At 69.8% G+C, this 12,106-nt stretch carries 8 protein-coding genes; 5 read left to right on the top strand and 3 right to left on the bottom strand.

Annotation, left to right across the window (positions count from 1 at the left end; genetic code table 11):
• Window positions 1–153: 153 nt before the first annotated feature.
• The 3 genes from BSP109_RS17205 to BSP109_RS01085 all read left to right on the top strand — a co-directional run bounded on the left by BSP109_RS17205 (window position 154) and on the right by BSP109_RS01085 (window position 4,703).
• The gene (locus BSP109_RS17205; RefSeq protein WP_180959580.1) at window positions 154–2,367 is read left to right on the top strand and encodes a hypothetical protein; all 2,214 of its coding nucleotides are present in this window, start codon (window positions 154–156) and stop codon (window positions 2,365–2,367) included.
• 84 nt (window positions 2,368–2,451) lie between these two features.
• Window positions 2,452–3,528, top strand: coding sequence for an MBL fold metallo-hydrolase (locus BSP109_RS01090; RefSeq protein ID WP_101599098.1), 1,077 nt, complete (start codon window positions 2,452–2,454; stop codon window positions 3,526–3,528).
• Complete coding sequence (locus BSP109_RS01085; RefSeq protein WP_101599097.1) at window positions 3,525–4,703, top strand: C45 family peptidase; 1,179 nt, start codon at window positions 3,525–3,527, stop codon at window positions 4,701–4,703. The genes BSP109_RS01090 and BSP109_RS01085 overlap by 4 nt, the downstream gene beginning before the upstream one ends.
• A gap of 29 nt (window positions 4,704–4,732) precedes the next feature.
• Here the strand turns inward: BSP109_RS01085 and BSP109_RS01080 are convergent, their stop codons facing one another.
• The 3 genes from BSP109_RS01080 to BSP109_RS01070 form a co-directional block, all read right to left on the bottom strand.
• The gene (locus BSP109_RS01080) at window positions 4,733–5,128 is read right to left on the bottom strand and encodes a VanZ family protein (protein ID WP_087002894.1); all 396 of its coding nucleotides are present in this window, start codon (window positions 5,126–5,128) and stop codon (window positions 4,733–4,735) included.
• Between the two features lie 84 nt (window positions 5,129–5,212).
• The gene (locus BSP109_RS01075) at window positions 5,213–5,785 is read right to left on the bottom strand and encodes a hypothetical protein (RefSeq protein ID WP_101599096.1); all 573 of its coding nucleotides are present in this window, start codon (window positions 5,783–5,785) and stop codon (window positions 5,213–5,215) included.
• A 35-nt stretch (window positions 5,786–5,820) separates the two neighbouring features.
• Window positions 5,821–6,549, bottom strand: a complete 729-nt coding sequence (locus BSP109_RS01070; protein WP_180959579.1) for a TetR/AcrR family transcriptional regulator — start codon at window positions 6,547–6,549, stop codon at window positions 5,821–5,823.
• A 146-nt stretch (window positions 6,550–6,695) separates the two neighbouring features.
• On the opposite strand from BSP109_RS01070, the gene BSP109_RS01065 reads away from it, so the two are divergent.
• Both BSP109_RS01065 and BSP109_RS01060 read left to right on the top strand, forming a co-directional pair.
• Entirely contained in the window at window positions 6,696–9,533 is a 2,838-nt protein-coding gene (locus BSP109_RS01065) for an MMPL family transporter (RefSeq protein WP_101599094.1), read from the top strand.
• A complete protein-coding gene (locus BSP109_RS01060; protein ID WP_256970111.1) occupies window positions 9,533–12,106 on the top strand; it encodes a YhgE/Pip domain-containing protein in 2,574 nt (857 codons plus the stop codon). Before BSP109_RS01065 ends, BSP109_RS01060 begins: the two co-directional genes overlap by 1 nt.

Here is a 12,106-nt window from a genome sequence, read left to right as displayed (position 1 = left end):
CTCAATTGTGCGTCATCGGAGAAATCCATGCGCTCAGGTGGCCAGTCCGTCCCACACCGTGGTCCTGTCTTTGGCTAGAGTCTATGAACGCGCGCCGTCGCACGGAGAGAAGTCGCACGGTGAGTATCGGTCGAGCAGCGGAGGGGACCACGCATGGCCATCAGCAGCGATCTGGAGCGTCTGCTCGCCCGCTGGCTCCCGCGCCAGCGATGGATGCCGGCATTGGGCGGGAGCGTGGGCGAGGAGCCCGACATCACGCCCCTGTCAGTCGCGAGGATCGCCGAGGTCTCCGATGACGATGCGGGCACGGTGCAGTGCCTGCTCGTGGTGCTCACGGTGCGCGGCCCGCGCCGTCACACGCGGCTGTGCGTCCCGCTCTCCATCCGGACGGTCGAGGACTACTCGCTGCGGTCGCACCTGGTGGGTGTCGTCGATGATCTGCTGCTGGGGAAGAGCTACGTCTACGACGGCGCAGCGGACCCGGTCTTCGTGCTGGCACTCGCGGACGCCATCGTCGACGGACACGCGACCGCCGATGAGCAGCTCCAGACGTTCCGTGCGGGCGATGAGCTCCCGGACGCCGACCCTGAGCAGGCCCGCGGGTCAGCACCGGAGCCGGACGCTTCCCTGCTGGAGCGGGCGAGTGAACACCGCTTCCGTCGGACCGATGGCCTGGGCAGTGAGTCGCGCGTCGAGATCGACGGCCCGGCCGGCGTCTTCGCCCTCACGATCCTGCGGGAGATCGGTGCCGTGAACCCTCCCGCCGTGCGGTACCCCCTGGCACTCACCGCGGGGGAATCGGCGTCTGTGCACCCTGCCGTCGGGTGGTCGCAGACGCGCTGGTTCGACGACACGGATCTCACGACGATCGCGGCTCCGTTCGCACTCCTGTCGCACGCGCTGCCTGCTTCCCGCCGTGCGTGGCGCGCGGCGGTGGAGACGGCGCTGCAGGTGGACTCCGGATCCGTGGGCTCGTTCAACCGACAGGCGTCGACGCTGGGAACCGTTGTTGGCGGTCTGCACGTCGACCTCGGGACGGAATTCGGCCGTGTGCGGAGCGAGGGCGAACCCACGCGTCGCCTCATCCGCAAGTGGCGCGAGCGCATCGACTGGGCGATCAGCCGTGCACCCGGCGCTCTGGGCTCCATGGAGCAGCGACTGCGCGAGCACGCTGATTCGCTCGACGACATCGACAGCCTCGGTCCGCTCCAGCGGATCCACGGCGAGCTGACACTCGACCACATCACGGTCGGAACGGCGGAGGGCCCCCGCGTCATCAGCTTCGCGGTGACCCCCGACGAGCCCCGGCCCGTGGAGATCGATCTCGTCGCCATGCTCCGGAGCATCGACTACGCCGCGGGGTACGCGTGGCTGCAGCGAACGGGGTCCCTGGCCGAGGGAGAGCCGCGGATCCGTGCGCTGGCGATACAGGGGCTGGAGGACACAGAGCTCCGCGACGACTACCTCGCGGCGCCCGAGCACCTCTGGTGCCGGCAGACCGCGAACTCATTCCTGTCCGGTTACGGGCATGCGCTCGGCGAGACGAAGTCCGTCACGGACCCGCTGCTGCGGGCGGCACTCATCGATCGGCTGCTGGTCGAGGCCGTCTCGGAGTTGAGGGACCGGCCCGCCTGGCTCATCGTTCCGCTGGCCGCGCTCGCCGCGACTCTGGGCGACAGCCACCAGGCTGAACTGTCGGTGGGCGGACGGTCGGTGGATGCGGGGCCGGCGGTCGAGGGCTCGGACAGCGAGGGCTCGGACAGCGAGGGCTCGGCAAGCGAAGACATGTTCGGCAGTCCGGCCGGCGCTGCTCCGGACGACGACGGTGCCGCAGGAGACGTCTCCATCGCCGAGGTCGCAGAGGGCGCCGACATCCTCCCCAGTCGGTCTGCTGTCGAGGACGACCGCATCGGGACGCGAAGGCATCGCTCTGCGGAGGGCTCCACAGAGGGGTCCACCGAGCGCTCCACAGAGGAATCCACGAACGAATTCGCGGAAGAACCTGCGGAGGAAGCTCCAGCAGCGGAGGAAGCCCCACTGTCAGAGGACGTTACAGCCGTGGAGGACGCGACAGCGGAAGACGCTGCCACGGACGAGCTCGCAGACGTCACGGTGGTGACCGAGGAACCGACGGAGGATGAGTGGGCCGCGAAGTTCTCAGTGCCCCCGAAGCCCGATCGCCTGCCGCCGGGCATGACCCTCTCGAGCCCGGCGAAGGCCGGCGACTCGGACGAGGATCAGGACGAGGATCAGGACGAGGACCTGGACGCGGACGAGGCGCTGGATGAGGACGGCGCCGGCGAGGACGAGCCCGATTCCGCCGTTCCTCCGCGCAGCGCGCGGGACAGCAGGGGCGTCGCAGACTGATCCTCTGAGTGAGACGGTGCTGATTGACCGATCAGTCATCCGATACTGTGCTGTGACAGAGACCACTGCACGAAAGGGGTTCGGATGACAACGCAGACCGATCTGCGTCCACTGAGCACCGCTCAGGCACAGGCGTGGAAGGACCGGGTGCTGCCCGCCACCGAGCGGATCGCGGAAGGCACATGGGCGGTTCCCGTCCCCATCCCGGACAACCCTCTCCGGTACACGTACAGCTACCTCCTCGAGGCCGACGACGGGGTCGCCGTCGTGGACCCGGGGTGGGACGGCGATGCGCGGCTCCAGGCACTTCTCGAGGGTCTGTCCGGCGCGGGATACACGCCGGCGGACATCGTCGGGATCGTCGTGACCCACTACCACCGCGACCACCTGGGCCTGGTCCCCGCTCTGCTGAGCCTCCAGCCCGGGGCGTGGCTCGCGCTGCACTCCCACGACATCGAGTCGGTCGAGTCGTTCCGCAGCCGGTCATCGCGCACGACGCCGGAATCCGCCATGGCGCTCGGCGCGAACCTGGGCCTGCCGGCCGAGCGGATCGAAGAGCTGGCTTCGTCGTTCGCGGGGAAGGCCCGCTCCGCGAGCTCGGACCGGACGGTATTCGCCTTCGACTGGCCTCAGAACCTCCTGCGGGTCGAGGACAAGGAGCTCCTGCCGATCCCCGGTCGCCGGATCCGCGTCCTGTGGACGCCGGGGCACACGTTCGGGCACATCGCACTCCACGACGAGGAGAACCAGACGTTCTTCTCCGGGGACCACGTGCTGCCGAGCATCTCGCCGAACATCGGCCTCGACATCACCTCGATCGGACACAGCCTGGGCGATTACCTCGGATCCCTCGAGCGCATGCGCGGACTTCCGGAGGACGTGGCCGTCGCACCTGCTCACGGATACCGCTTCGACGGCCTGCACATCCGCGCGGACCAGCTGGTGGCCCACCACGACCAGCGTCTGGCCGAACTGCGGGAACGCGCGGCGGCCACGGATGACCAGTCGGTCTACTCGATGTGCCAGGGGATGGAATGGGCGCGCGGGTTCGAGGGGCTCACCGGCTTCCAGCTCTACGCGGCCCTCATGGAGACCGCCGCACACATGCACTACCTGGACATGCCCGTCCCGTCGCTGGACGGCGGAGAGTCGGGACGGTGAGTGCCGTGCCGGGCGAGTCGGCGTCCACGTCATCGGCCGGAGCCGGACTCGGCGCCGCCGGTGGCCTCGGTGCCGCCGGCGGAGCAGACGCCGACTCCACATCACCGGACCTGATCCGACCTGTCTCGCTCAGTCTGCTGCAGGCGACGGCGCAGGAGCGCGGCCGCAGGCGCGGTGAAGAGCTGCGCTCACTCATCCGCGCGGCGGTGGACGGCTACACGGCGTTCTTCGACGCGCGGGGAATCCCGCGGCAGATGCAGGCGTCATCCGCGGCGGCGAGCCTCGAGGCGCTGCACGACTGGGACGCGCTCCAGCACGCGGAGGTCCTCGCCGTGGCGGAGGCGGCTCAGGTGACGCCGCAGGAACTGGGCCTCGTGGTCGCCCGCACGGAGGTGCTCGCGGCGGCAGGTGCTGCAGAGGCCGAGTGCTCGACGCTCGCCGGTCTGTCGCAGACGGGCTCCGGTGTCGGCGCGCAGACGTGGGACTGGCAGGTCGCGCTCGCCCATCTCTGGCACATCCACCACGTGGAGGCGGGCGAGGGCACTCTGGGGCACGTCGGATTCGCCGAAGCCGGGATGCTGGGGAAGATCGGCATGAATGCGGCCGGAGTGGGCGTCATGCTCAACATCCTGGCGAATGACGGTGACCGGTCGGGCGGCGTGCCGGTGCACGCGGTCCTGGCAGCGGTCCTCAATCGGGCGACGAGTCTCGACGAGGCGCGGGAGATCATCCGGTCGGCAGCGACCTCGGCCTCCTCGACGATCACGGTCGTGGCGCCCGACGGCGTGTGCATGGTGGAGATCGGTCCGCACGGAAGCGTCGAGCTGCCGGTCACCGGGGTCGCCGCTCATACGAATCACTTCGTCGCGGACGAGCTGCAGGCCGGTGCGCGAGAGCTGTCGGCCGTCACACGCTCGCACGAGCGCCTCGCGCTGCTGCAGGAGCGGATCGGCGGGATGTCGGCGACAGGTTCTGCTGACGAGCTCGCCGCACTGCTGTGCACCTCGCCTACCGAGGCTCCCGTCAGCCTGCTTCCCGACCTGCAGAAGCCGCGGTGGGAACGACCGGCGACGCTGGTCAGCGTCCGCATGGACGCCGCGAGCCGCTCAGTCGGGCTCGTCGCCGGCAGCCCTGCGAAGGCCGAAGCCGACGACTGGGTGACTCTCACCGCGTGACGCAGGCGAGGTCACTCTGACCGGCCAGATCACTCTGGGGGTGTCACGCCGGGTTCCCGCTGCTCCGGCGGATTCCGCGCGAGCCACCGGGCCGCGAGCACGCCGAAGAGGATGCCGATGACATCGGCGACCCCGTCGGCGACGTCTCCGGATCGGGTCTCCATGAAGAGCCCCTGGATCAGCTCGCTGGCGATCGCGTGGCCCAGCATGAACAGGATGACGGCCACCCACGGCAGCCGCGCCAGCAGGGCGAAGGCCGTGGCGAGAGCGAACGACGCGGCGTGGAACACCTTGTCCCCGTGCGGGGGCAACGGCAGGGTCCCCTCGCCCGATGACGGTGTGTAGAACCCCGCCGCCTGGAGCAGCACCATGAGGACGCCGAGGGCCAGCCACAGGCGCCGGAGCGGCGTCTGCTCACGGTTCACGGGTAGTAGGCCTCACGGTCGGCGGTCCTCACGTCGTGGCGGGCCCCACGGTCGGCAGGCCTCACGGTCGGCGGGCCCCACGGCTCACGGATCCGTCTGGTCGCCGGTCTCAGCCTCAGCCTCCGCGCCCGCGATGCCCAGGAGCGCTGACACGAACACGTCACCCGTCCGGTTCTGCAGTGCCGCCATGAGCAGTCCCAGGACGGACACGTCGATGGTGACATGGGCCTCGGGCGCGGTGGCGGCGTCAGCCGGGGCGTCTGCAGCGGTATCGGCCTCAGCAGGAGCAGCCGCGTCGTCCGCACCCGGATCCGGCACCTGGACGTAGGGCATCCCGTGGTCGGACCCGTCCGGGTCGTGCTGCCACGACCCGCCGAGCGTCCGGAGGAACGTCTCTCCCACATAGCGCATGAGGTCCTCGGACAGGCGCTGGTTCGCCGGAGTGGACGCCAGCGCGGGCGTGGGGAGTCGTGACACCGCATAGGCCTCGATCCATGGCAGCGATGCGGGGGAGAGGTCCTTCACGAAGGTGCGCTCCTCCCCGCCGACCTCCACGGTCTCGGGGAGTCCATGCTCGATGAAGGTGCTCAGCCGCTCATCCATCGAATCGAGGAACGCGGCGAAGGCGTCGGTCTGGTCTGTCGATGCGGAAGACATCCCCACAGACTAGTCGCGGCTGCCGAACTGCGGACTCAGGACGGGACGCCGTCCGTCGTGCGGCAGTCCTGGGGGAACTCGACGAAGCTCACGAGCACGGTCAGCAGCGTGGATCGGTCGACGTCCACGGATTCGGCGCCGGGGTGTGCGACGACCGCATCCTTCGCGGCGGTGTCGTAGCAGCTGTGGCAGATGTCGACGAGCGTGCGCAGAGGCACCGTCGAGCGGGCGCCGTAGTGGGTGAGGATGTCGGAGACCGTCGTGTAGAGGCTCTCCTTGTGGGTGCGCATCACCTCGTCCAGACGCGTCCGCAGTTCCGGGTGCCGCAGCGAGTGGACCTCGATGTCGCGCATCGCGATGATGCGGTCGGGTGTGCTGGAGAACGGGAACTGGAAATGCTCGAGCGCGCGGCGGAGGATGTCGCGCTGCGCCGCAGTGCTGCCCGCGGCCGCTGTGCTGCCCGCGGCCGCTGTGCCGGTCGCCTCTGGGTCTGCGTCGCCGTCCGTCGGGTGGATCGGGCCGCCGTCCAGGCGATCCTTGAGGTCCGAGGCCCCCGCGACTGCGAGCGCGAACTCCTCGTCGATGATCCCGAGCACCAGCTCATCCTTCGTCGCGTAGTTCGAGTAGAAGGCGCCGCGCGTGAAGCCGCCCTGCTCGCAGATCTCCTCGATCGATGCGCCGGCCACGCCGCGGCGGGCGAACACGGTGATGGCCGCGTCCTGCAGGGCGGAGCGGGTGCGCTGGCGGCGCTGGCTGATGGTCACGGATCCCCTCGGTGGTCGTCTGGCTGAATCATCTGCGTGAGTTTGCGTCGGTGCCGAACAGGCGTCAGAATACATGACTGTATCCGATACGGTTCTGTATCGAAGCCGTCCGGTCCATTCTCCACCCGCTGTGCGAAAGGGAGACTTTGTCTTCGTTCCTCTACGACCTCGGTCGATCGTGCTTCCGCCGCCGCAAGACCGTCGTCGCCGTGTGGGTGGCCCTGCTGGCCGTGGTCCTCGGTGCCGTGGCCCTCTTCTCCCAGTCCTTCGAGGACGACTTCGAGCTCCCCGGGGCGGAAGCGCAGGAGGCACTCGATTCGCTCGCGCTCACCTTCCCGGAGGTCTCCGGCGCGAGTGCCCAGGTCATCGTCGTCGCCGCTGACGGCGATGACATCGAGGATGCCCCCTACCGGGACACGATCGAGGACGCGGTCGACGACTTCGGCGAGCTCGACCACGTCGAGACGGCGACGTCCCCCTTCGACGAGATGGTCGAGGGCACGATCAGCGACGAGGGATCCGCGGCACTCATCTCCCTCCAGTACGACGATGACGCCGCGAACCTGCCCGATTCGACGCTCACGGATCTCGAGGACGCCGTCGACGCGCTCATCGCAGATCTGCCCGAAGGCTCCCAGGGCTCCCCGGGCGGCGAGCTGTTCAACGTCACCGGCGTGTCCCTGTCCATCGTCGAGGTGATCGGCGTCATCGTCGCCTTCGTCGTGCTCTTCGTCACACTCGGCTCCCTGCGGGCGGCGGGCATGCCGCTGATCTCCGCGCTGCTGTCCGTGGCGATCGGCCTCCTGCTGGTCGTGCTGGCCACCGCGTTCTTCACCGTGAACTCCACGACCCCCATGCTCGCGCTCATGCTCGGGCTGGCCGTGGGCATCGACTACGCGCTCTTCATCGTGTCCCGACACAGATCGTTCCTCACGGATGGGCTGCCCGCGGAGGAGGCTGCGGCCCGCGCCAACGCGACATCCGGATCCGCTGTGGTCTTCGCCGGCGTCACCGTCATGGTCGCGCTGACCGGACTGTCCGTCGCGGGCATCCCGTTCCTCGCCGTCATGGGCATCGCCGCGGCCGTCACGGTCGCCATCGCCGTGGCCGTCTCCCTGACGCTGCTGCCCGCGATGCTGGGCTTCGCCGGCGACCGCCTGCGGCCCAAGCCGAAGGCCTCGAAGCGAAGGGCTCCGAAGCAGACGGCTGCCGAGCAGCAGACAGCCGAACAGACGGCTGCCGAGCAGCAGGCGACCGCGCCCGAGGCCCCGGCCGGGACCTCGGCGGACGTCACCGCCGCTCCTCGCCGGACACCGGCGGAGCGGTTCTACGCCGGCTGGGTGAAGGCCGCGATCAAGGCCCCGGTCGTCACCATCCTCATCATCGTCGTCGGCCTGGGCCTCTTCATGATCCCGGCGTCCCAGCTCCAGCTCGCGCTGCCCACCGGCGGCGGGGCAGAGGAGGGCACTCCGCAGAAGGTCTCCTATGACCTCATCGCGGAGGAGTTCGGCGAGGGCTTCAACGGTCCGCTCGTGGTGACCGCCGACATCATCTCCTCCGATGACCCGCTGGGCGACATCGAGGCGATGGGCGACGAGATCGAGGGCGTCGAGGGCGTCGAGCAGGTCGTCATGGCCACTCCCAACCGCAACGCGGACACCGGCATCATCCAGGTGATCCCGACGACGGCGCCGGACGATCCGGAGACGGAGGAGACGGTGGAGCGGATTCGCGCGCTCGAACCGCAGTTCCTCGACGAGTACGGCTCCGAGATCGCCGTGACCGGTGCGACCGCGCTCGCCATCGACATCAGCTCCCAGCTGGGCGGGGCCCTGCTGCCCTTCGGCATCTTCGTGGTGGGTTTCTCACTGCTGCTGCTCATGATCGTGTTCCGCTCGATCGTGGTCCCGATCAAGGCGACGGTGGGCTTCCTCCTGTCCGTCGTCACAGCGTTCGGCGTGGTCGTCCTCGTGTTCCACGACGGGGTGTTCGCCGGTCCGCTGGGGATCGCGGAGACCGGTCCCGTCATCAGCTTCCTCCCGATCATCCTCATGGGCATCCTGTTCGGGCTGGCGATGGACTACGAGGTGTTCCTCGTGACGGGCATGCGGGAGGCGTACGTCCACGGCGCGGACGCCCGGACCGCGATCATCAGAGGCTTCACGTCCTCGGCGAAGGTCGTGGCAGCCGCGGCCGTCATCATGTTCGCCGTCTTCGGCGCGTTCGTCCCCGCCGGCGACTCCATCATCAAATCCATCGCGCTGGGCCTGGCGGTCGGCGTGTTCACCGACGCCTTCCTGGTGCGCATGACCCTGGTGCCCGCCGTGCTCGCACTCCTGGGCGACAAGGCCTGGGCGCTGCCGCGCTGGCTGGACCGCATCCTGCCCAGGGTCGACGTCGAGGGTGAGGGCCTCGTCCATCAGGTCGAACTGCGCGACTGGCCGCACGCCGGCGCCGTCTACGGTGCATACGGCGAGGGCCTCACGATCGAGCACGCGGACGGTGAGCCCGTCTACGCCGACCTCGACGTCGCCGTGGCTCCCGGCGACGTGCTCGCGGTCTCCGGCCACGGATCCTCAGCGCTGCTGCTCACCCTCTCCGGCAGGATCGTCCCGGACCACGGCACGCTCAAGATCGCGGGGATGGTGGTGCCGGAGGAGAACCGGAAGATCCGCCGCGACGTCCCCTTCCTCACACTCGACTCCCCGGACGCGGGACTCATGGTCGACGCGGCCACGATGCGACAGATGGCGAAGAACCCGCCCGCGCTCCTCGTCCTGGACCACGCGGACCGTGCCCAAGACCGCGAGACCGCCGACGCGATGGAGGCGCTCGTCCACTCAGCCGTGGAGAACGGCTCCGCCGTCGTCCTGGGACTCGTCGACCAGCGAGCGGACTGGATGATCCCGTCCGGGGCCCACTGCACACAGCTCGATCTCGAGGCGGACCGCCTCGCCGCCCTTTCCACCGGAGGTACGCACTGATGGCGATGTTCGAACGCGCCGATACGGACAAGCGGGTCACCTGGCTCACGCTGGTGGGCCTCGTGCTCGTCCCCCTCCTCATCGCGGCGGGCTTCGTCTTCGCCACATGGAAGGTCGGTGACCGACTCGATGAGGTCACCGCCGCCATCGTGAACGAGGACGAGGGCGCGGAGATCGAGGGGCAGCAAGTGCCCCTGGGGCGTCAGCTGTCCGCCGGTCTCGTCGACGCGGACCAGGATCAGAACGTCACGTGGGTGCTGTCCGACGAGGACGACGCGGCCGCCGGTCTGTCCGACGGACGCTACGCCGCCTCCGTCACGATCCCGGAGGGCTTCTCCGAAGCCGTGGCATCCGGGACCCAGGAGGACCCGATGGCGGCGCAGCAGGCGACGCTCGACGTCGTGAGCTCGAAGACCTCGCCGCTGGCGGACACGGTCATCATCGAGGCCATCACCTCCGCCGCGAAGTCGCAGTTCAACCAGATGTGGTCCGAGCAGTATCTGGACGGCGTGTTCGTGGGCTTCAACGACATGGGCGAGCAGATGCGCGAGATGGGCGACGCCGCGGGCGAGCTCGCGACCGGCGCCGATGAGCTCGACTCCGGCGTCGGCGAACTGTCCGACGGTGCGGGGCAGCTGTCCGACAACTCGGGTGGGATCACCGAGGGCGCCGGCGCACTGAACGACGGTGTCGGGGGGATCGCCGACGGCGCCTCGGGGCTCTCCGAGGGCGCGGGCGCGCTGTCGGACGGCATCGGACAGCTGGATGACGGCGCGCAGGAGCTGGCCGGCGGCGCGGGCGACCTCTCCGACGGCCTCGGCGAACTGCACGACGGTGTCGACGACCTGCCCGACCAGACGCAGCAGCTGGCCGACGGCGCGTCCGACCTGGACGACGGCGCGGGAGAGCTGAGCAGCGGGGTCGACGACTACACGACGGGGATCGACGAGATCCTCAGCGGTTTCGCCGGCGACGGCGACGACGGCGGCATCCAGGACCTCGCCGACGGCATGGGCGAGCTCGAGGACGGTGCCGACCAGCTCTCCGACGGCGCTCAGGGCGTCTCCGACGGCCTGGGTGAGTACCAGTCCGGTCTCGAGGAGGGCGCTGCGGGCGCCGGCGGGCTCGCGGAGTCGACCTCGCCGCTCTCCGTCGACACGCTCGTGGACGCGGGAGTGATCGGCTCGGACGAAGCCGCCCAGCTCGAGGGCCAGATGGGCCAGATGTGCGGACAGGCCGAGGATCCCGCCGTGTGCGAGGACACCTTCCTCCGCGGCTTCACCTCCGGCCTGGCCGGCGGACTCGGCGGTGCTGCGTCCGGTCTCGACGAGCAGGACCCGGCGACGGGCATGTCGCTCGCAGACGGCGCGTCCGGTGTCGCGGACGGCGCTGACGAACTGTCCGGCGGCATCGGCGAGGCGCAGGACGGCGTCGCGCAGCTGGCCGACGGCATGACGGAGCTGTCTGACAATGCGCCGCAGCTGCTCGAGGCATCGGAGCAGCTGCGGGACGGCGCCTCCGGCCTGTCCGACGGGACCGGAGAGCTCTCCGACGGCGTGCAGCAGCTGGCGGACGGCATGGGACCCCTGGTCGAGGGCGTGGAGCAGTCGAGCGACGGTGCGGGCCAGCTGGCCGATGGAGCCGGCGCGTTCGCAGACGGCGTGGGCGAGCTCGGCGACGGTGCGGGCCAGCTGGCCGACGGCGCGGGCGAGCTTGCGAGCGGGGCCGGGGAACTCGGCACCGGCATGGACGAGTTCACCGTGGGCCTCGGACAGTACACCGACGGCGTGGTGCAGCTGGCCGACGGCACGACTCAGCTGCAGGACGGGACGGAGCAGCTGTCGGAGGGGACCGGTGAGTTCGCCGACGGCATCGAGGAGGGCGCTGAGGAGGTGCCCAGCTACTCCGACGCGGAGCGCGACAACCTCTCGACAGCCGTGTCGCAGGCGATCGGAGGCGACGAGGACGGCTTCTCCGGCCTCACGCAGGGATCGACGATCGCGCTGCTCGTCATCATGGCGATGTGGATCGGTGCGCTCATCACGTACACGATCGTGCGTGCAGTTCCCGCCCGGGCACTGACCTCACGTGCCCCGTCGTGGAAGGTGCTCCTGACCGGTCTGGGCCCGGGCCTGTTCGTGGGCCTCATCCAGTCGGTGGTGCTCGCGATCCTCGCGCATGCCGTCCTGGGGCTTCCGATCTTCGACTTCGCCCCGCTGCTGGTCCTGCTGCTCTTCGCGGCGGTCACCTTCGCGGTCGTCACCTTCGCGCTGACCGCGCTGCTGGGCGGCGTCGGACGGATCATCTCCGTGGCGATGGTCGTGCTCGCGGTCGCCGGACGGCTGGTGGGCGCAGTGCCCGGCTGGTTCGATGCAGTGGCCCCGTTCCTCCCGCTCACGCCGGCGATGAACGGTGTGGCCGCTCTGGCTGCGGGAGCCCCCGGGGTCGGCGCTGCGTACGGCGGACTGCTGGGCTGGCTGGTGCTGGGTCTCCTGGGCGCGTTCATCGCGGTGGTGCGCGGTCGCATGGCCGGCAGCAGCGGGCTGGCGCGGCTGTCGCGCAGCGGCGCCTGA

It is taken from the genome of Brevibacterium sp. Mu109, from assembly GCF_900169375.1.
Lineage (GTDB): Bacteria > Actinomycetota > Actinomycetes > Actinomycetales > Brevibacteriaceae > Brevibacterium > Brevibacterium yomogidense_A.
This window is presented reverse-complemented; position numbering and strand designations above follow the sequence as displayed.

What these genes read in the sequence shown, in the direction of transcription:
- BSP109_RS17205 (WP_180959580.1), top strand. Translation starts at nt 154, where the DNA reads ATGGCCATCAGCAGCGATCTGGAGCGTCTGCTCGCCCGCTGGCTCCCG.
- BSP109_RS01090 (WP_101599098.1), top strand. Translation starts at nt 2,452, where the DNA reads ATGACAACGCAGACCGATCTGCGTCCACTGAGCACCGCTCAGGCACAG.
- BSP109_RS01075 (WP_101599096.1), bottom strand. Translation starts at nt 5,785, where the DNA reads ATGTCTTCCGCATCGACAGACCAGACCGACGCCTTCGCCGCGTTCCTC.
- BSP109_RS01060 (WP_256970111.1), top strand. Translation starts at nt 9,533, where the DNA reads ATGGCGATGTTCGAACGCGCCGATACGGACAAGCGGGTCACCTGGCTC.